At 68.2% G+C, this 18020-nt stretch carries 19 protein-coding genes; 10 read left to right on the top strand and 9 right to left on the bottom strand.

Annotated features, from left to right (window positions below; translation table 11 throughout):
• Nucleotides 1-6: 6 nt before the first annotated feature.
• A complete protein-coding gene (locus tag ACFYRH_RS23965) occupies nucleotides 7-978 on the bottom strand; it encodes an LLM class flavin-dependent oxidoreductase (RefSeq protein WP_387779262.1) in 972 nt (323 codons plus the stop codon).
• Nucleotides 979-1152: 174 nt separating this feature from the next.
• Here ACFYRH_RS23965 and ACFYRH_RS23960 point away from each other — a divergent pair, with 174 nt between their 5' ends.
• On the top strand, nucleotides 1153-2172 hold the full coding sequence (locus tag ACFYRH_RS23960; RefSeq protein ID WP_387779259.1) for an alpha/beta fold hydrolase: 1020 nt from the start codon (nucleotides 1153-1155) through the stop codon (nucleotides 2170-2172).
• Between the two features lie 18 nt (nucleotides 2173-2190).
• On the opposite strand, the gene ACFYRH_RS23955 is transcribed toward ACFYRH_RS23960, so the two are convergent.
• Nucleotides 2191-2628, bottom strand: a complete 438-nt coding sequence (locus tag ACFYRH_RS23955; protein WP_387779256.1) for a ribonuclease H — start codon at nucleotides 2626-2628, stop codon at nucleotides 2191-2193.
• A gap of 60 nt (nucleotides 2629-2688) precedes the next feature.
• Complete coding sequence (gene ppgK / locus ACFYRH_RS23950) at nucleotides 2689-3441, bottom strand: polyphosphate--glucose phosphotransferase (protein ID WP_387779253.1); 753 nt, start codon at nucleotides 3439-3441, stop codon at nucleotides 2689-2691.
• Between the two features lie 411 nt (nucleotides 3442-3852).
• Between ppgK and ACFYRH_RS23945 the strand changes: the two genes are divergently transcribed.
• The 8 genes from ACFYRH_RS23945 (at nucleotide 3853) to ACFYRH_RS23910 (ending at nucleotide 11902) form a co-directional block, all read left to right on the top strand.
• The gene (locus tag ACFYRH_RS23945) at nucleotides 3853-5415 is read left to right on the top strand and encodes an ABC transporter substrate-binding protein (protein WP_387779250.1); all 1563 of its coding nucleotides are present in this window, start codon (nucleotides 3853-3855) and stop codon (nucleotides 5413-5415) included.
• A gap of 20 nt (nucleotides 5416-5435) precedes the next feature.
• Entirely contained in the window at nucleotides 5436-6380 is a 945-nt protein-coding gene (locus tag ACFYRH_RS23940) for an ABC transporter permease (RefSeq protein WP_387779247.1), read from the top strand.
• Nucleotides 6377-7270 (top strand): ABC transporter permease, encoded by an 894-nt coding sequence (locus ACFYRH_RS23935; protein WP_387779244.1) that lies wholly within the window; start codon nucleotides 6377-6379, stop codon nucleotides 7268-7270. Before ACFYRH_RS23940 ends, ACFYRH_RS23935 begins: the two co-directional genes overlap by 4 nt.
• Nucleotides 7270-8415 carry a serine hydrolase domain-containing protein gene (locus ACFYRH_RS23930; protein ID WP_387779241.1) on the top strand — a complete coding sequence of 382 codons (1146 nt, stop codon included), beginning with the start codon at nucleotides 7270-7272 and terminating at the stop codon, nucleotides 8413-8415. The genes ACFYRH_RS23935 and ACFYRH_RS23930 overlap by 1 nt, the downstream gene beginning before the upstream one ends.
• Nucleotides 8412-10055 (top strand): dipeptide ABC transporter ATP-binding protein, encoded by a 1644-nt coding sequence (locus ACFYRH_RS23925; RefSeq protein ID WP_387779238.1) that lies wholly within the window; start codon nucleotides 8412-8414, stop codon nucleotides 10053-10055. The genes ACFYRH_RS23930 and ACFYRH_RS23925 overlap by 4 nt, the downstream gene beginning before the upstream one ends.
• A gap of 76 nt (nucleotides 10056-10131) precedes the next feature.
• On the top strand, nucleotides 10132-10506 hold the full coding sequence (locus ACFYRH_RS23920; protein ID WP_387779235.1) for an alpha-isopropylmalate synthase regulatory domain-containing protein: 375 nt from the start codon (nucleotides 10132-10134) through the stop codon (nucleotides 10504-10506).
• A gap of 153 nt (nucleotides 10507-10659) precedes the next feature.
• Nucleotides 10660-10875 carry a hypothetical protein gene (locus tag ACFYRH_RS23915; protein WP_387779232.1) on the top strand — a complete coding sequence of 72 codons (216 nt, stop codon included), beginning with the start codon at nucleotides 10660-10662 and terminating at the stop codon, nucleotides 10873-10875.
• A gap of 4 nt (nucleotides 10876-10879) precedes the next feature.
• Nucleotides 10880-11902: a hypothetical protein gene (locus ACFYRH_RS23910; protein ID WP_387779230.1), complete on the top strand. Its 1023-nt coding sequence runs from the start codon at nucleotides 10880-10882 to the stop codon at nucleotides 11900-11902.
• Nucleotides 11903-11940: 38 nt separating this feature from the next.
• Here ACFYRH_RS23910 and ACFYRH_RS23905 read toward each other — a convergent pair whose 3' ends face one another.
• From ACFYRH_RS23905 to ACFYRH_RS23895, 3 genes are all read right to left on the bottom strand, one after another.
• Nucleotides 11941-12810: a hypothetical protein gene (locus ACFYRH_RS23905; protein WP_387779227.1), complete on the bottom strand. Its 870-nt coding sequence runs from the start codon at nucleotides 12808-12810 to the stop codon at nucleotides 11941-11943.
• Nucleotides 12807-13301, bottom strand: a complete 495-nt coding sequence (locus ACFYRH_RS23900; protein WP_387779224.1) for a SigE family RNA polymerase sigma factor — start codon at nucleotides 13299-13301, stop codon at nucleotides 12807-12809. Before ACFYRH_RS23900 ends, ACFYRH_RS23905 begins: the two co-directional genes overlap by 4 nt.
• Nucleotides 13302-13388: 87 nt before the next feature.
• Nucleotides 13389-14135 (bottom strand): DUF4386 domain-containing protein, encoded by a 747-nt coding sequence (locus tag ACFYRH_RS23895; protein WP_387779221.1) that lies wholly within the window; start codon nucleotides 14133-14135, stop codon nucleotides 13389-13391.
• Nucleotides 14136-14516: 381 nt separating this feature from the next.
• On the opposite strand from ACFYRH_RS23895, the gene ACFYRH_RS23890 reads away from it, so the two are divergent.
• Nucleotides 14517-15170: a Bax inhibitor-1 family protein gene (locus ACFYRH_RS23890; RefSeq protein ID WP_387779218.1), complete on the top strand. Its 654-nt coding sequence runs from the start codon at nucleotides 14517-14519 to the stop codon at nucleotides 15168-15170.
• A gap of 6 nt (nucleotides 15171-15176) precedes the next feature.
• Here ACFYRH_RS23890 and ACFYRH_RS23885 read toward each other — a convergent pair whose 3' ends face one another.
• The 3 genes from ACFYRH_RS23885 to ACFYRH_RS23875 all read right to left on the bottom strand — a co-directional run bounded on the left by ACFYRH_RS23885 (nucleotide 15177) and on the right by ACFYRH_RS23875 (nucleotide 17701).
• On the bottom strand, nucleotides 15177-15986 hold the full coding sequence (locus ACFYRH_RS23885; protein ID WP_387779215.1) for an alpha/beta fold hydrolase: 810 nt from the start codon (nucleotides 15984-15986) through the stop codon (nucleotides 15177-15179).
• 27 nt (nucleotides 15987-16013) lie between these two features.
• The gene (locus ACFYRH_RS23880; RefSeq protein ID WP_387779212.1) at nucleotides 16014-17033 is read right to left on the bottom strand and encodes a redoxin family protein; all 1020 of its coding nucleotides are present in this window, start codon (nucleotides 17031-17033) and stop codon (nucleotides 16014-16016) included.
• 227 nt (nucleotides 17034-17260) lie between these two features.
• Nucleotides 17261-17701: a hypothetical protein gene (locus tag ACFYRH_RS23875; protein ID WP_387779209.1), complete on the bottom strand. Its 441-nt coding sequence runs from the start codon at nucleotides 17699-17701 to the stop codon at nucleotides 17261-17263.
• Nucleotides 17702-18020 lie beyond the last annotated feature (319 nt).

The following is an 18020-nucleotide window of genomic DNA, read 5'->3' as shown; positions in this document are numbered from 1 at the left end:
GCTTTGTCACAAGCGGCTGATCGTCTCGGAAATCTGCTCGCCAGGAAGACCGAAGGGGGCAACGAAGGCGACATCATCCGCGTACTTCAGCCAGGCCCGGGTCAACTCGGGTGCCTCGTCGTACGTGCCGAAAAGCAGTACGTCGTGTGCCAGCCGCTCGGCCGCGACCGGGAGGTGGGCGTCGCGTGGGTCGGGGTTGGCGTCCAGGAGAGCGTCGAGCTCGCGCTGGTACCCGTGCTCGCGCAGCATCTTCGGATACACCGGACCCATCCGGGTGGCGTAGGTGACCAGCCAGCGTACGGCGATGCGCGCCGCACGGTCGCGGTCCGGGGCAAGGGCGATCGGGACGGACGCGGTGACGGTCGCGGCGTCGGTGCGACCCGAACTGGACGCAGCTTCGGCCATCAGTTCGCGACCGGCATCAAGGCCCGCGGGCGGGAGCAGGAAGGGCAACCACTGGTCTGCGAGGGCGCCGGCCAGGCGGATGCTGGGCGCGGTGACCGCGGCCAGCGCGATCGGCACCGGTACCGTTGGCGGGCTTCCCATCCGCAGCGGTCGGACACCGTCTTTCGGTGCCGGGAGCCGCTCACCGGCGAGCAGCGTACGGACCGCTACGACGCTGTCGCGCAGCTTTCGCAACGGCGTCTGCCAGTGCCGGCCGTGGAAACCCTCGGTGATCGGCGCCGTGCTGGCGCCCAGCCCGAGAACGAACCGGCCCCCGGAAGCACGCTGTAGTTCAGCGGCTGTGAGCGCGAGTGTGGCCGGGGTGCGGCCCCACACCGACAGGACACCTGTCACCAGACCGATCCGCTCGGTGCGCTCCGCGAGCCGGGCCAGCACGATCGGCGCGTCGAGCGTCATCGCCTCGGCGACCCCGACCGACTCGAGTCCCCGCTCCTCCGCCAGCATCGCCGCCCGCTCGATCACCTCGAACCGGTCCTCGAACGGAGTGAATGCGATCCCCACCGTGCCTGTCATCTCTGGTCCCCTTTTCGTAGCCGCCCCGTCCTAGTGCGGGGCACTTCTTTCCACCATCGTCACGGGCCTCGCCGAGGCCTGTCAGGCGTGGAACTACCCCACTCTCGGCCCACCTGTGCTGGCGTCAGGAAGTGACTTGCAGGACGCTGGACACCTGGCGAAGGGAGGGGCCAGGTGGAACAGCGGCTGGATTCGACCCGCCTGCCGAACGGAACGACAGTGGCCTATGCGACCGCCGGAACCGGGCCCCCGCTCCTGTTCATCGGCGGATGGCTCAGCCACCTCGAGCTCAGTTGGGCGCTGCCGGCCGAGCGCCGCCTCTTCGAGGGACTCGCCCAGGGACGGACCGTACTGCGCTACGACCGGCCCGGATGCGGACTGTCTGATCGCGCCGGGGCCGTGCGCGCGTCCCTCGAATCCGAGCTGGACAACCTCGACGCCGTCGTCACCGCGGCGGGTCTCGATCGGTACGACGTGATGGGCAGCTCACTCGGCGTGCCGATCGCGATCGAGTGGGCGGCGCGACACGCCACGGAGGTCGACCACCTCGTGCTGTACGGCGGGTGGGCACGCGGCGTGGACATCGCCCCCGCGCCGGTACGCGAGCACGTCGTCGGCCTGGTGCGCAGCCACTGGGGACTGGGCGCCGATGTGCTGACCGACATCTTCGCGCCGGAGGCGTCGACCGGTACCCGTTCCGCGCTCGCCGACTACCAACGGCAAGCGTCCTCGGCCGCGACCGCCGCTGACCTGTTGACCCTCTGCTACCGCGTCGACGTGACCGGCAGCCTGGCGACGGTACGCGCGCCCACGCTCGTCGTACACCGCGAACACGACCGCGCCGCACCGCTCGACCAGGCCCGGCTGGTCGCCGACGGGATCCCAGCGGCGACGCTTCGCATCCTGCCCGGACGCTCACATCTGCCGTACGTCGGCGACGTCGACGCCCTTCTCACGGTGATCCGGGACTTCCTTGGCCTCCCCGCGCTGCGCGGCACGGCTGCTCCGCACCTGACCGCTCGCCAGGGACAGGTCGCAGCCCTGGTCACGCGAGGGCTCACCAACCGAGAGATCGGCGTACGACTCGGCATCGACGAACGGTCGGCCGAAGGACACATCGAACGCATCCGCATCCGGCTCGGAGTCCGCTCGCGCGCCCAGATCGCCGCCTGGTGGGTGGCGACGAATTCCTGATCGACCGGCAGGTGAGGGTCAGCGGCGGGGGACGCAGGCGGCGACGGCCAATTGGTCCACGAAGTCGTTCATCCGATGGCCGGAATGGCCCTTCACCCACTGGAAAGCGACATCGCCGCGTTCGGTCACCAGCTCCACGAGCGGCTCCCACAGGTCTCGGTTGGCGACCGGCTTCTTCGCCGAAGTCAGCCAGCCGCGCGCGAGCCAGCCGACGTACCACCGGTCGCGGAAGCAGTTGACGACGTACGTCGAGTCGGAGACGACCAGCAGCGGACCGGCGTTCGCCCGGACGGCTTCGAGCGCGGCGCGGATCTCCATCCGCTGGTTCGTCGAGGCGGCCTCATGACCGGAGGCGTACTTCGTCGTCGACACCGCCCACGCCCAGCCTCCGGGGCCGGGGTTGCCCGAACAGGCGCCGTCGGTGAACACCGACAGCGCGTCGACGGGGACTGTCATGTCAGGAGGCCGCGGACGGCGAGCACGAATGGAAGGCATCAGCCCGAAATCGTACGCCGTCTATTCGGTGAACTTCTCGTGTGCGGCCATCGCCGCGCCGACGATTCCGGCGTTGTTGAGCAGCTGAGCCGGTTTGATCGGGGTGGAGATGTCGAGCAGCGGCACCCATTTGTCCGCGTGCTTGCTGACCCCACCGCCGACGACGAACAGGTCAGGGGTGAACAGGTTCTCCACGTGCCGCAGGTAGCGCTGCACCCGCTTGGCCCACTGCTTGTACGACAGGTCCTCGTTGTCCTTCGCCGCCGAGGATGCCTTCGTCTCCGCGTCGTGCCCGTCCAGCTCGAGGTGACCGAGCTCGGTGTTGGGCACAAGCCGGCCGTCGATCAGCAGCGCGCTGCCGATACCGGTGCCGAACGTGAGCAGGATGACCACGCCGTCGACGCCCCTGGCAGCGCCGAACCGGGCCTCGGCGATGCCGGCCGCGTCGGCGTCGTTGAGCACCGTCACCGCACACTGGGTGCTGTCGGACAGGACCTTGTCGACGTCGGTCCCGATCCAGCCCTTGTCGACGTTCGCGGCGCTCTTGGCGACGCCGTGGTTGATCACGGCCGGGAACGTCGCACCCAGCTCACCGGTCCACCCAGCCTGCGTGACCAGCCGGGCCACGACCTTGGCCACGGCCGCCGGGGTGGACGGGCTGGGCGTCAGGAGCTTCACCCGCTCCGTGGCCAGGTCGCCCTTCTCCAGGTCGACGATGGCACCCTTGATCCCGCTGCCGCCGATATCGACCCCGAACGCGGTCGACGTACTCATCCTCGGCACCTGACCTCTCCTCCTCGCGCAAACTGCCGCACCGTCCGAGCAGCTTCGGCACGGCTGACCACCGCCAGGTTATCGAGCCGACATCGGACCCGCTGGCATCAAGAACCTGTTCGAACGATCACACAAGCCCGGAAGGCGCAACTCGAGCACCGCCGACACCGTCATCAACCAGACCGTCTGGGCCCACTGGGACTCGTCGTCCTCCCGGGCTGCTGACCTGCGCCTCCGAGCCGGCTCTGTTCGAGATCAGCAGAGCCCAAGTATGAGGCGCGGAGATCACGCCGGAGTTGGAGTTGGGTTGGGAAAATTACCTTTCGGATGGCGGGTAGGGAAGAAATTGACCTAGGGTCGTCAGGGCGCCGTTGAGTGGGCGTTCGATTGCAGCAGCACACCCCTGATGCCATGGAGGTCCCCGTGTTCAAGGTCAGCCGTCCCGGGCGCCGCGCGTTGAGTGCCGGCGCCGCGGTTGCCAGCGTCGTCCTGTTGGTCGCGGGATGCTCAGGCAGCAACTCTTCGGGCTCCGGTTCGGCCGGCTCCGACTCCACGCTGGTCTTCGGGATCACCGCCGACCCGACGCAGATGGTCCCGTGGACCAGCACCTCCGAGCAGTCGATCCAGGTGCTCTCGCAGATCTACTCGACGCTGCTGGACACCGACGCGGACCACAATCCGATCGCGGGCCTCGCGGATCTCCCGAAGGTCTCCGCCGACGGTACGACGTACACCTTCACCCTCAAGAAGGGCCTGAAGTTCACCAACGGCTCAGCGCTCGACTCCACCGACGTGAAGTACACCTTCGACAAGATCATGGACCCCGAGTCCAAGGCCAGCTCGAAGTCGTACTTCGCCTCGGTCGCCGGAATCCAGGCGCCGGCCCCGCAGACGGTCGTGGTCAAGCTGAAGAAACCCGACGCCTCGTTCCCCGTCGGGCTCACCGGGGTGAACACCGGGATCGTGCCGTCGGACATCGCCGTCGACAGCCTGGAGACGAAGCCGATCGGCTCGGGCCCGTACCAGTTCGTCAAGCGAACGCCGAACGAGTCGATCACCCTGCAGCGCAACCCGGACTTCGCCGGCGGCAAGCCGGGCGCGGCCAACCTCGAGTTCCGGATCATCCCCGACGACCAGTCGATGGTCGCGGCACTGAAGACCGGATCGGTCGGCGTGGCCGTCTTCGACAACCCCGTGACCGCCAAGACCGCGACGTCGGACAAGGTCAAGGTCGACACCGTCTCCTCACTGCAGTACCACGTGTTGCAGCTCCGGGCGACCTCGCCGGCGCTCACCAACGTCAACGCCCGGCTGGCGATCCAGTGCGCGATCGCCCGCAAGGAGGTCGTCGACTCCGCGGCGCTCGGTGCGGGTGACATCACCGGCCCGATCACCTCCCCCGAGTTCAAGTCCGACCCGAACGCGCAGCCCTGCGCCACGCAGGACCTCGCGAAGGCGAAGGACTACCTGGCCAAGGCGGGCAAGCCGGGCGGTTTCGCGCTGAACCTGATCACGTCCCAGGGCTTGTACTCAACCGCAGTCAACGAGGCCCAGAACGTGCAGGCGCAGCTCGGCAAGGTCGGTATCAAGGTCACCGTGCAGACGCTGGACTCGAACACCTACGTGCAGAAGTGGCTGGCGGGAGACTTCGAGGCCGCCATCGCGCAGAACGGCGGCAGCGCGGACCCGAACACCATGTACGCGCGATACTTCACCTCCACCGGCAGCTACAACAAGGTCGCCGGCTACAGCTCGCCGGAACTCGACAAGTTGTTTGCCGAAGGCATCGCGACCACCGACATCACCAAGCGGCAGGCGATCTACAAGCAGCTGTCCGACCAACTGGTGAACAACGCGGCCTGGGTCTGGTTGTTCACGCCGAAGGAATTCATCGCGGTCAACACGAAGGTGAAGAACTTCGAGGCGCGCAGCGACGCCGGCCTGTCGACGCTCTGGAAGGCCTCGCTGTCCTGATGAGGTACCTCCGTCACCCTATGACCCGACGGTTCGGTGAGGCCGTACTGACGCTGGTGGGTGTGTCCGTGCTGACCTTCGTACTCCTGCGAGTTGTGCCGGGCAATCAGATCACCGCGTCGTACGGCACAGCCGCCGGTGAGCTCTCGCCCGAGCAGGTCCGGTCCCTCGAGGCCTACTACGGCCTCGACAAGTCATTGCCCGTCCAGTACTTGGACTGGCTGCGCGGCGTCCTCACCGGCAACCTGGGCGTCTCCGCAACCTCGCATGTGAGCGTGGCGCAGCTGACCGCGCAGGCCCTGCCGAACACTCTCGAGCTGGCGATCCTGTCGATCCTGGTCGGCCTCGTCCTCGGGGTGCCGCTGGGTGTGATCGCCGCGAGCCGCCCAGGCAAGCCGCGGGACAGCCTCACCCAGCTGGGCAGTCTGCTCGCGTTGTCCGTTCCGTCGTTCCTGCTGGCCACCGTCCTGGCCACCTGGTTGGCGAACACCCTCGGCTGGTACCCGAACGGTGAGGGCTTCCGTACGCTCACGCAGTCCCCCGGGCTCAACCTGGAACAGATGATCCTGCCCGTCCTCGTGCTCGGGATCAGCATCGCGCCGCCCGTCCTGCAGACCACGCGCACCGCGATCCTGGCGATCCGCGAGGAGGACTACGTCCGCACGGCCCGGGCCAAGGGCGTGCCCGAACGACGCCTGCAGACCAGGCACATCCTGCGCAACGCCTTGATCCCGGTGGTGACGATGACCGGTCTGCAGTTCGGGTTTCTGCTGGGCGGCGCCTTGGTGGCCGAGCAGATCTTCGCCATCCCGGGGATCGGCCGCCAGGTCCTGCTCGGCCTCAACCAGAAGGAGTACGCCGTCGTGCAGAGCACCGTGCTGATCATCGCCACGATGTTCGTGCTGGTGAACCTGCTCACCGACCTCGTGTACCGCCTCGTCGACCCGAAGGCGCGGGTCCGATGAGCGCCGCGACCGAGCTGAACAACGTTCCGGACGTCCCGATCGACGCGACCCGGCGCAAGCGCGCTTGGCTGGGCGCCTTCCGGACACCGGCCGGTATCGTCGGCGTGGTCCTGACGCTGGTCGTTCTCATTGTCGCGCTGCTCTCGCTGTTCGGCCTCACGCCGTACGACCCCGCGCACCAGAACGTCGCGGACTCGCTGAAGTCTCCCGGCTCAGGCCACCTGTTCGGCACCGACCAGTTCGGCCGGGACATCTTCTCGCGGGTCGCGTCCGGACTCGCCAACTCGTTGCGAATAGCAATCGTCTCGGTGGCCGCGGCCGCGATCTCCGGCACGATCCTCGGCGTGCTCGGCGGGTACTACCAAGGGGTCGTCGACCGGATCGTCGGCGTCGTCACCAACGTGCTCTTCGCCTTCCCGTCGCTCCTGCTGGCGCTTGCGCTGGCCGCGACGCTCAAGCGCAGCTGGCTGACGGTCAGCATCTCGATCGCCATCGTGTACCTCCCGATCTTCGCCCGTGTCGCGCGCGGACCAGTGCTGACCCTGCGGACCGCCGACTACGTACTGGCGTCGACAGCGATCGGTCGCAGCCGATTCTCGACCCTGTTCGAGCACGTTCTCCCCAACATGCGCGGCATCCTGGTCGTCCAGGTCACCCTTTCGCTGTCGTGGGCGATCCTGACCGAGGCATCGCTGAGTTTCCTGGGCTTCGGTACGCCGCCGCCGGCCGCCTCGCTCGGTGGCATGGTCTACGACGCCCAGACGCTGACCAGCGTCGCGCCGTGGATGCTGCTGTTCCCGGGCATCGCGCTGATCGTGGCCGTCATCGGCCTGAACCTTCTCGGCGACAGCCTCCGCGCTGCCCTCGACCCGAAGAGCGAGGGCCGTTGATGACCGCGCTCGGCCACGTCGTCGACCGGCTCCTCGGTCTCGGTGACGAGCACCACCGACCGGCGAGCGCGGTCGTCGGCGTCCGGGTCGGCTCGGACACCCAGGTCGAGGCCGGCGGCTGGGCGGTGCTTCCGGGTCCCGGCACCACCGGCGTCCCGATGACTCGCCGGCTCGCCCTCGACCTTGCCTCGGTCACCAAGGTCGCCTCGACGACCACGCTCGCCATGTCCCTGGTCGCCGAAGGCCAGCTCGACCTGGATGCACCGGCCCAGCGATACCTGCCGTACTTCGCCGGTGATGCCACCGTCGAGCAGCTGCTGACGCACACCGCCGGCCTCCAACCGTGGTGGCCGCTGTACTGCGAATCGGGCGACCGCGACAGCGCCCTGCGCCGCGCGCAGACGATCTCCCCGGCCGCTGACCGGCGTACCACCTGGAAGTACTCCGACCTCGGCCTGATCCTGGCCGGACACATCATCGAACGCATCACGACGCTCAACCAGGCCGAAGCGTTCCAGAAGCTGATCGCCGAGCCGCTGTCGCTCACCGCCTCCTACGGTCCCATCCCCGCCGATCAGGCCGTCACCAGCGCGGACAGCGACGCCTACGAGTTCGGCATGATCGCTACGCGACGCCCGTACGACGTTCCCTTCACGACTGCTGACTTCGACGGCTGGCGCAGCAGGAGCCTGCGGGGTGAGGTCAACGACGGCAACGCCGCCCATGCGCTCGGCGGTGTCGCCGGTCACGCAGGCCTGTTCGGGACTGTCGACGATCTTCTGCTGCTGGGCGCCGCCCTGCAGAGGGGCGATCTGTTCGATGCCAACGTACTGGCGCGATTCGCCCGACCGGCGGCCGCGCATCCGGAGCAGGCGGTCGGCTTCCGGCGGATGCAGATCACGACCGCGCGGGGACCGCTGACGCTGCTTCACCACGGCGGCTTCACCGGTACCTTCTTCGCCCTCGGTCTCGAGCGTCCCGTGGTGATCGCCGGCGGCGCCATGCGTCTGTACGGCGCTCTCGGAACGCCCGGGTCGGACGTCCCCACGGGCGACCTCGTCACCAATGCCGAGATTCAGGCGGTACTGCTGGACGGCGCCGTCCAGCTGCTCGATCAGTCCGCAACCGCGAGTGAGGAACGATGACGACCAGCTCCGCACCGGCTCGCGAGCTGGTCCTGAAGATCCGCGATCTGTCGGTCACCTTCACCACCTCACGCGGCGAGGTGGAGGCCGTCCGCAACGTCAGCCTCGACGTCGCAGCCGGTGAGACGCTCGCGATCGTCGGGGAATCGGGCTCCGGCAAGTCCACGCTGGTCGCCTGCGTCAATCGCCTGCTGGCCGCCAACGGCCGGATCTCCGGCGGCACCATCATGCTCGACGATCTGGACCTCACCGCCGCCGGCGAGAAGCAGATGACCGGTATCCGCGGCAACCGCATCGGCCTGGTTCCCCAGGACCCGATGACGAACCTCAACCCGGTGATGAAGATCGGGGCGCAGATCGTCGAGGCTCTCGAGGTCCACGACCGGGCCAAAGGGCAGGCCGCCCGTGCCGAGGCCATCCGGCTGCTCGGCGAGGCCGGTATCGGCGACGCCGAGGCGCGGTTCAACCAGTACCCGCACGAGTTCTCCGGCGGCATGCGGCAGCGGGTGCTGATCGCGATGGCGCTCGCGTGCCGTCCCGAAGTACTGCTCGCCGATGAGCCCACGTCCGCACTCGACGTCACCGTCCAGCGCCTCGTCCTCGATCAGATGGGACAGCTCGCCTCCGAGCTCGGCGCCGCCGTACTGCTCATCACCCACGACCTCGCGCTGGCCGCCGAGCGGGCGGATCGGGTCGCGGTCATGTACCGCGGCGAGATCGTCGAGACCGGTCCGGCGAGCGAGCTGATCGCGGATCCACAGCACGAGTACACGCGGCGGCTGCTCGCCGCGGCGCCCGGCATGGCCGGCGCGAAGGTGGTCTCCGTGGATCGCGCGGCCGATGCGGCCGATGCGGCGGAGACCTTGCTGGAGATGACCGGCGCCGTCAAGAAGTACCGCATCCGCCGGCGCGCCGAGCCGTTCCTTGCCGTCGACAACGTCGATCTCGTGGTCCCTCGCGGGCAGACCGTCGCGATCGTCGGCGAGTCCGGCTCCGGCAAGTCCACGACCGCCCGTCTCGCGCTGCGGCTCGAGGACGCGGACGGCGGCACGGTTCGCTACCGGGGCGCCGACGTCTCCGGTCTGCGCGGGCGGGAGTTGATGGCGTTCCGCCGCTCCGTACAGCCGGTGTTCCAGAACCCGTACGGTTCGCTGGACCCGCGGTACACCATCGGGCAGGTCGTGTCCGAACCCTTGCGGGTCCACAAGATCGGCGACGCCACGACCCGCCGGAAGGCCGTGACCGAGCTGCTGGACCACGTTGCCCTGCCGTCCACCTTCGCCGAGCGCTACCCGCACGAACTCTCCGGCGGCCAACGGCAACGGGTCGCGATCGCCCGCGCCCTCGCGCTGAACCCCGAACTCGTCGTCATGGACGAGGCCGTCAGCGCCCTCGACGTACTGGTCCAGGAACAGATCCTCGATCTGATGGTCTCGCTGCAGAAAGACCTCGGCCTCTCGTATCTCTTCATCAGCCACGACCTGGCCGTCGTACGCCTGGTCTCACACCACGTCTACGTCATGAACGCCGGCCGGATCGTCGAGTCCGGCACCCCCGACGCCATCTTCCACTCCCCGCGCGAGGACTACACCAGGCAACTGATCAACGCCATCCCCGGTCACTCCCTCACCTCAGCCTGACGGAGTTCGGCCCGCGACGCTCCCGCAACGGTTACGCTCCAGTTGAGGGGGTTTGCCGCACAGTCAGGGGGATCGTATGACGGAGTCGTCCAACGTCTGGCAGCTCGACGCGATCACGTACTCCGGGGGTACGCAGGACGGACCGAGCGTCACCGTCAAGCTGTCGCACGCCGGGGAGCAGGTGCCCGCCCGGGGTTCTGGCACCGGACTCATCGACGCGGTGTGTCATTCGGTCTCGCAGGCGACCGGAGTGGAGGTGCGGGTCGTCGCGTTCCGGGCCTACTCGATCGGTCCGGGCAGCGAGGCCGCCGGAGAGGTCGAGCTCGAAGTAGAGCTGCCCCGCCGCAGAGTCACGGTCAGGGCGTCGTCCACCGACGTCGTCGAGGCGGCCGGTCTCGCACTCGTCGCGGCGATCAACCAGTACAACACCAAACTGCCGACCCGAGGCTGAGCCCGCCCGGGACGAGGTACGGCGGTCGCCGGGTGCGGGCACTCGGCAACGCCCTCTACACACGCCACTCGCAGTCGTCGACGCCGGCGCAGCCTCTGGACGGGCCGTTACGGAGCGTGCATCCTGGTCCACGGGAGCAACGTTGGGGGGACCATGGCGGGTGTCTACTGCCGCTGGGAACGGCAGCGCTACCAGGAGTCCGACTTCACGCCGGGTGTCGACGGCGTTCTGGTGCACGTGGGCAGCAGCCCGTTGCACACGGTGTCCGGCAGACTCGTCGACCTCGGTGAAATCGAGTCCGAAGCCGACGCCTTCGACGACTTCGACGACTCCGACGACTTCGACGACTCCGACGACTCGGATGGTTAAGGTCGTGGCCGGCCGAGTGGTGCGAGGACTCCCCGGGCTGCCGAGGCCTACCGGCAACGGTGAGCGAACCGCCGTCTTCACCGCGCGGATCACCCTGGCGATCCAGCGGGACGCTGCCGCCCGCGCCGCCGACCAGACGCGGCTCGAAGCCGGCTTGGCCGAGCTGGCCGCTACCGCCGCAGCCGACAGGGCCGAGGCGAAGGCCGATCTGGACGCGGATCGTGCCTCGGCTGCCGCCTTCAACGACGCGGTCATGACAGTGGCCAAAGGTGGCATCGACCGTGCCAGAGCGAGCGCCGAGTTCGTCCAGAAGGCAGCTACGGCGATCTTCGCGCTCTACACCGGAGCGCTGACACTCGCTTTCTCGGTCACCGACAACCCGTTGCCTGCGCGCGGCATCCTACCCAGCCTGTTCCTCGGGTTCGCCATCCTGCTCGCCACGGCGTACCTGGCGTTCCTGACCAAGGGCGACAAGGTCAAGGACCCGGCCGACGCATCGGGCACGCTGCAGGCCCAATTGAACCGCGCCCGAACCTTCGTGCAGTGGACGAACACCAGCGTGCTCAACCGCGCGCCCCTGCTGCGCTGCGCCGTTGTTGCCCTTGGCATCGGAGTCGTATCGTTGCCTGCACCGTTCCTCACCCCGCCGAGTCACCACGCCGTGGCGGACGTCGTCTGCTCGGCGGACCAGCAGAAGGACCCGACGACTGGCGCGTGCCTGGCCGCGTGGCCATCGATACCGGCCGGCAACGCGGCAGACGCGACCCTGCGCCAGAAGCTCTACGAGGCGCAACTCGCCGAGGTGACGACGAGCCGAGCCGCAGCCCGGACGGGTGCAACAGCCCCGCCCGATGACACCGGCTGGGTCATCGGTTCGGCCGGCGTCGGCGTACTGCTCATCTTCCTGCCCTTGCTGCTGGCCGGGCTGCGCAGAGCCGGGCCGAAGATCAAGCAGTCGGCGTCGTCCGGCGTCCTCGACAGCCTGGCCAACCTCGTCGGCTTGAACAACCTGTTCAAGACGGGCTGATCAAGAAAGACCGGTGCTCTCGTGGCGAGTCGATCTGGTCAGGTGCTGATTTTGAGTTTCGGGGAGGTTGCCAGCTCGGCCAGCTGGCTGGGGGTGAAGACCGGGCTCGTCAGCGGTGATCGGCCGTCGGTTTTCTTGGATTGGGCCAGGAATACGACGGTGCCGTCGGGGTGGCGGTAGGCGGCCCACTGGTCGTAGCTGTCGTTGCCGTTGGTGGTGAGGACGCCTACCTTCTTGCCGTTGACGTCCAGGACGGTGCAGGTGCCGGTGCCGCCCCAGAAGCGCTGGGCCAGCTTGCACGGGGCCACTGCTGGTTTGCCGTCGGGCGTGGTCGACAACGCGAGCAACTGGCCGACGCGGCCGTTCTTCTGCACGGGGATGATGGCCTGGTACTCCCAGTAGTCCTGCTCCCCGTCATTCGACGCGTACTGCGCCTGCGGCCATCGCATCGGGCGGCCGTCGTCGTACTTCAGGTTCGGCGTGCTGAAGCCCGCGGGGACTGCGGCGCTCAGCTCCTGCATCAGGTTCACGGCCCGGTCGGCGCGCGGACCCGCGGTCGCCGTACGGTCGACCTGACCCTCCGGCCACGGGTCAGTGGACTTCCGCGTCTTCGGCGCCTGCGGCGTTGCGGTGGCGACCGGCCGCGGAGTAGCCATCGACGGCGTCGTGCCAGTAGCGCCCGCCACCATCGGACCCGTCGGCCGACCGGCCGCGTAATGCGCGACCAGCGCGGGCGCGACGCCGATACTGACCACCAGCGTCGCGACGGCAGCCCCGGTCACCACCGCCGTACGGCGTGTGCGCGCCCGGCGACCCCGCTCGAGGGCGCTCGCCGGGTCCATCGACGGTGGCGGACTGCTGCGCACCATGACATCGTGCAGTGCCTCGCTGAGTTCCTGTTCCTTCATCGAACCCTCTCCCCTTCCAAAAGATCGCGCAGCGTCGCCAGCCCACGCGCGGCCTGACTCTTGACATTTCCCGTCGAGCACTCGAGCAGCGCGGCTGTCTGCTCGACGGACTGGTCCTCCCAGTACCGCAGGACCAGGACCGCGCGCTGTCTCGGCGGCACCTTGGCGAGCGCCTCCAGCAACACGAGCCGTTCGTCGGCCAGGCCGGGCGACGGCGCGACGCGTTCGGTCTCCGGGGAACCGACCGACTCGTGCCGGAACCATCCCCGGCGCCGCTCGGACAGGAACGTCCGCACGAGCGTCTGCCGGGTGTAGCTGTCCATCGCCTCGTGCCGCTGGATCCGGCGCCACACCAGATAGATCTTCGTGAACGTCTGCTGGACCAGGTCCTCCGCTCGATGCCAGTCGCCGCACAGCAGGTACGCCGTCCCGCGCATGGCGTCGGAACGCGCAGCGAAGTACGCCGCGAACGCGGTGTCCCGATCACTCATAGGCCCTCCCCGATCCTCGATACCGGGTTAGACACGCCTACGAGTACAAAGTTGGTTGCATCGATAGCCTCGGAAAGAGGCGGGCGGCTACGAATTCGCGTCGTGAGCAACCGTTCTGCCGTCCGGCGCCGGCGTCGCCGCGGTCGTTCGGAAGCCCCTGGCGATCAGGTAGATGCCGAACGACAGCTCCCAGAGGAACTCCGGGAGGGTCGCGATTCCCTGCACCGTGGACCCGCGGTCGATGACGTCGAACATGACCGCGATCCCGGACGCGACAACCAGCGGGCCACCGACCAGCCCCAGGATCGCCAGCCGCGGCGGCACCAGCCCGGACCGGTACATCAGGTAGCCGAGGATCATCCCGTTCGCGACGCCGGCGAAGAAGCCCGGGCCGATCAGGAACGTCCGGTCGTAGATCGCCACGAACGCGTCGCCGAGGGCCGGCGTGCCGGCGGCGGTGCCGTCCTGCCGCATCAGCACGAACGTCAGCAGGCTGATGATCCCGACCGCGATGAAGGTGCCCTCGACGAGACGTGCCGCGACGTACCCGAGCGCGAGCCGTTCGCTGTAGCGCTTGTAGACCGTGTACGGCACCACCGCGGTGCCGACGTTGGCGACGATCAGGATCAGCTCGAGAAGCGCCCCGAGCGCCACGCTCGTGGTGGGGTTCGACCCGGCCCCGGTGATCCGGTCGGGATGATCACGTACCGGCGCGTAGAACACGAAGTACGCCGGAATCGACGTGACGAACGTGATCACCATCAGCCATCCGGTCGCGGTCGCAGTCCTCCGCAGCCCAACCGCGCCGTCCCACTCACCCGTGCCAGCACTCATCTCGAACTCCCCCTGTACACACTGTTGCCGAACGCCTCTTCACACCGCACCCTTCACGAGGGTTCCCCCGGGCCGTGCAGGCCCTACCTCCACCATGAGTCCGGTGCGTGAGCCGCACCAGACTTCGGTCAACTCGAGCCCGCCAGCGGCTCGGTGAGCGAAATGCTCGATTCAATCGGCCCACTGGCACCGGTGCGTTCTGATGGGTCGCCCCTCGAGTCGGAGGGTTGCCCCCTGGAAATCCGGAGGGGCAACCCTCCAGCTCGGCGGGCAGGCATCCTCGGACCAGGAGGTCGTGCGGGTGACCAGTGGGATGCCCTGGTGTGAAAGTGCGGCTGAAGGCGGACCGTGGAGGGAAGCACTCACGGAAGGCAGAGAAAGATGAGTTCAAGCACCGCAGCGGCCGGGGTGATCGGCCGGGATCGGGCGCGGAGTCTGTTCGCGCAGACGATGCAGTACGTCGCCGGCACCACCGCGCTGTTCGCGCTCGGGGCCTACCTCGGGCGCGATCTGCACGGCGCAGTCGGCATCATCGCGTTCATCGCCGCGTTCGGAGCCCTGATCGGCCTGCAGTTCGCGGCCCGCCGCTCGGCCGGTACCGCGCTCCTCCTGCTCGGCGCGTTCGGTCTCCTCCTGGGACTCGCGATCGCACCGACACTCGCGTACTACGCCGCAGTGAACCCGAGCGCGTTCTGGCAGGCAGGAGGGGCGACGGCCCTGTTCGTCGCCGGCTTCGGCGCGGCCGGCTACGCCACCCGCCGCGACCTGACGGCACTCGCACGGATCGGGACCTGGGCGCTCGTCGGCCTCATCCTGTTCGGCGTGGTACTCGTCTTCGTCCGGATCCCCAACGGTGCCCTGATCTACTCGATCCTCGGCCTGGTGATCTTCGCCGGTCTGATCGCGTTCGACTTCCAGCGGCTGCGCAGGTCGAGCGACATCGCGTCCGCTCCGCTGATGGCCGCCTCGATCTTCCTCGACATCCTGAACGTGTTCCTGTTCTTCCTGCAGATCTTCTCCCGCTCGAGCGAGTAGCCGCCCTCACCGCGCCTGAAGCGCATCGGCAATCGCCTCCGCGTACTCCTCCGGTGTGTCTTCCCACGCGAAGTGACCGGATTCCAGCACCACGAGCCGGTTGTTCGGCAACCGCTCAGCCAGGAACTCGGCGTTGGCCAGCGGTACGACGCGGTCGCGGGTGGCACCAATGACAGTCACGGGGGTCGCGACCATCGGCAGGAGCTCCGCGAGTACGGGAAGCTCCGCGGGATAGCGCCGTACGTAGGCCATCGACTCGAAGAACCGGTCGCCCGCATACGACGTGAGGTAGTCGGCCCGGATCTCGTCCGGTACGGCGCTCGCGTGCGTGTCCATCGCCACGTTGACCACGGCTTCTGGGTCGACCGTGCGGTACTTGTCCAGGTCCGCGTCGAGGACCCACGATTTGAGCGGATCACCCAGCTGTAAGGGAACCGCCACTCCCCCGGCACCGACGACCAGTCCTGCGAACAGGTCGGGGTAATCCGCGGCCGCGAACAGCGCAGCTGCCGTACCGACGTCTGGCGCGACAACGTACGGATGCCCCAGGTCGAGCTCGCTGACGAGGCTGCTCAGGAAGCCGCCCATGGCGCGGGGTGACATCAGGTTGTCGCGGTGTTCCGACTGGCCGAACCCCGGGAGATCGACGGCGACCACTCGGGCCTCGGCGGTCAGCGTCGCCCAGATCGGCGCGAACGCGTACAGACTCTCCGGCCACGGGCTGGTCAGCAGGATCGCCGGCTCGGGCGGGCGTCGGCTGTCGGCGTACCGGATCCGGACTCCGTCGACCGTACGGAATTGCACCTCAGGAATCATGTTCATCCTCCTTGCCAGCGTGATGACTCAGCCGAAGGTGAAGGAGTAGGCGTGGACGCCGGCCCGCTGGAACTCGATCTCGAAGGTCCGGTCGACGACGGGACCGGGCTGACGGATGAGCTGGTAGACGCCGGGATGGTCGAGCAGTCCATTGCCCTCGGCATCTACATCCGCTCCGTGCGCGGTCAGCGGTGGCGAACCGTCGATGCGGACCTCGAACGAGACCTTTTCGCCGGAAGCCGGCGGGGCCACGACCAGGTTGAGGTCGCGGGCGTGGAAGCGGTACCTGATGGATCCCGTGGGGTGATTCAGCGCGACAGATTGGCGGCTGACGGTCCAGTCACCGATGAGTGCCCAGTGGTTGAGGTCGAGGACGGGCGGGGCGGCGTACTGGTGGTTCGCGCCGTTGACCGACACGAAGTTCTGCGCGCGATCGGTGCCCAGGTAGTTCTCGGGCGACCGGAGTTCGGCCCAGTCGGCGGCGACCTCGATCCCGCTCGGGTCGACCTGGACCAGGTCCCGATCGAAACCGGTCGCGCCGGCCTCGGTCAGCAGACGCTGGATCATCAGCTCCGACTCGTCGTAGTTACCCTCGCCGAACTCGTGCTGCCGTACGACGCCACGCGCGTCGACGACGTACAACGCGGGCCAGTAATGATTGTCGAACGCCGTCCAGATCGCGTAGTTGTTGTCGACTGCCACCGGATACGTCACTCCGAGCGCGTCGATCGCCCGGCGTACGTTCGGGAGGGAGTGCTCGAACTCGAACTCAGGCGTATGCACGCCGATCAGGTCGAGTCCGTACGCGGCGTACTTCTCGATCCAGGCGCGGCGATACGGCACCGTGCGCAACCAGTTGACGCAGGTATAGGTCCAGAAGTCGATCAGAACGACCCGGCCTGCCAGTCGGCTCGGGAGGACGGGTTCTGAGTTGATCCAGGCGTTCGCGAACCCGAGCGCGTCGAGCGGAGCCGGCGTATCGGGCGCACTTGCCGGGAACGGGCTCAGCCGCGTGAGCGCCGTACGACAACGATTTCCCTCGTTCATCACGCGCGCCCCCGTCCCCGGGCCACAGGTTCCCGCACGACCGCCGTCGCCTGGCGCTCCGGTTGCGTGTCCACCGAGCGATTCGGGCGGGTCCTCGCCATCGGCCTTCCCCCTCTCGCACGACACTCGCGAGAAGACCTCACTTTAACCGCGCGTGCGCAGCGGGGACATTGCTCGCAGCCGCGGAACTCCGATCACTCACCGATGACCGGGGTACCACGCTGTGTTCAGGACCGCTGCTCGATCGCGTGGACCGACTTCTGGAACGTCTTCGCGAGCACGCCCTTGCCGACGGACGCGAACAGTCCCGCGAACACCCGGCCGCGGAAGTTCTTGCCGTCGCGGACGACCGTGTACGCGATATCCGTCGTACCGTCCGCTCGCGGCGTCAGGTCGTAGGTGTGACCGGAGTTGCCGCCCCAGGCGTTCGAGTCGGTCGTCCTGAGGACGATGTGGCGCGGGTTCGACCAGTCGTAGCTCAGCCGCTCCCAGACACCGCCCGACCCCTCGGTCACGTCGGCGTGGTCGACGCCCTTCTCGTGCACCACCAGGTCCTTGTCGGCGCTGTTCCCGAACAGCTCAGCCCGCCCCGGCCCGAAGTCCGTCAGCCCTTCGACGAACTGCTCCGGCGTCGCCGTGGTGTTCGCGTGCAAGTGGATCGTGGTCATCGCAGATACTCCTTCAACTATTTCCTGTCTCTCTCTGCCCACCACGATCCCCCCGTCCACCCCACCCCCGCGCCCGGCAAACCCACGGGTCCCACCCACGTGCCCCCACCCCCGTCCAGGCGTTCCACACCTCTATGCGCCCTCGCCGAGACACACCGTGACTACCCGACCACCCCACGCCAACGTCGGCGAGTCCCCGAACGCCGAGGCAGTCGCGGGAGCGCACGCGGCGTACGGCGGGTTGCAAGAGCCCGGCACGCCCGTAAGCCGGTCGCGGGAGCCGCCCGTTCGCTGCAGCAACCGGCACCGCGTACTCGCA

Source organism: Kribbella sp. NPDC004875, from assembly GCF_042873375.1.
Classification (GTDB): domain Bacteria; phylum Actinomycetota; class Actinomycetes; order Propionibacteriales; family Kribbellaceae; genus Kribbella.
The sequence above is the reverse complement of the archived record's forward strand: the minus strand, read 5'-3'. Positions and strand labels throughout refer to the sequence as shown.

Coding starts and splice junctions, on each gene's coding strand:
- ACFYRH_RS23935 (WP_387779244.1), top strand. CDS start 6,377: ATGAGCGCCGCGACCGAGCTGAACAACGTTCCGGACGTCCCGATCGAC.
- ACFYRH_RS23945 (WP_387779250.1), top strand. CDS start 3,853: ATGGAGGTCCCCGTGTTCAAGGTCAGCCGTCCCGGGCGCCGCGCGTTG.
- ACFYRH_RS23965 (WP_387779262.1), bottom strand. CDS start 978: ATGACAGGCACGGTGGGGATCGCATTCACTCCGTTCGAGGACCGGTTC.
- ACFYRH_RS23885 (WP_387779215.1), bottom strand. CDS start 15,986: ATGATTCCTGAGGTGCAATTCCGTACGGTCGACGGAGTCCGGATCCGG.
- ACFYRH_RS23955 (WP_387779256.1), bottom strand. CDS start 2,628: ATGACAGTCCCCGTCGACGCGCTGTCGGTGTTCACCGACGGCGCCTGT.
- ACFYRH_RS23895 (WP_387779221.1), bottom strand. CDS start 14,135: ATGAGTGCTGGCACGGGTGAGTGGGACGGCGCGGTTGGGCTGCGGAGG.
- ACFYRH_RS23930 (WP_387779241.1), top strand. CDS start 7,270: ATGACCGCGCTCGGCCACGTCGTCGACCGGCTCCTCGGTCTCGGTGAC.
- ACFYRH_RS23940 (WP_387779247.1), top strand. CDS start 5,436: ATGACCCGACGGTTCGGTGAGGCCGTACTGACGCTGGTGGGTGTGTCC.
- ACFYRH_RS23905 (WP_387779227.1), bottom strand. CDS start 12,810: ATGAAGGAACAGGAACTCAGCGAGGCACTGCACGATGTCATGGTGCGC.
- ACFYRH_RS23925 (WP_387779238.1), top strand. CDS start 8,412: ATGACGACCAGCTCCGCACCGGCTCGCGAGCTGGTCCTGAAGATCCGC.
- ACFYRH_RS23890 (WP_387779218.1), top strand. CDS start 14,517: ATGAGTTCAAGCACCGCAGCGGCCGGGGTGATCGGCCGGGATCGGGCG.
- ACFYRH_RS23920 (WP_387779235.1), top strand. CDS start 10,132: ATGACGGAGTCGTCCAACGTCTGGCAGCTCGACGCGATCACGTACTCC.
- ACFYRH_RS23880 (WP_387779212.1), bottom strand. CDS start 17,033: ATGAACGAGGGAAATCGTTGTCGTACGGCGCTCACGCGGCTGAGCCCG.
- ACFYRH_RS23875 (WP_387779209.1), bottom strand. CDS start 17,701: ATGACCACGATCCACTTGCACGCGAACACCACGGCGACGCCGGAGCAG.
- ppgK (WP_387779253.1), bottom strand. CDS start 3,441: ATGAGTACGTCGACCGCGTTCGGGGTCGATATCGGCGGCAGCGGGATC.
- ACFYRH_RS23900 (WP_387779224.1), bottom strand. CDS start 13,301: ATGAGTGATCGGGACACCGCGTTCGCGGCGTACTTCGCTGCGCGTTCC.
- ACFYRH_RS23915 (WP_387779232.1), top strand. CDS start 10,660: ATGGCGGGTGTCTACTGCCGCTGGGAACGGCAGCGCTACCAGGAGTCC.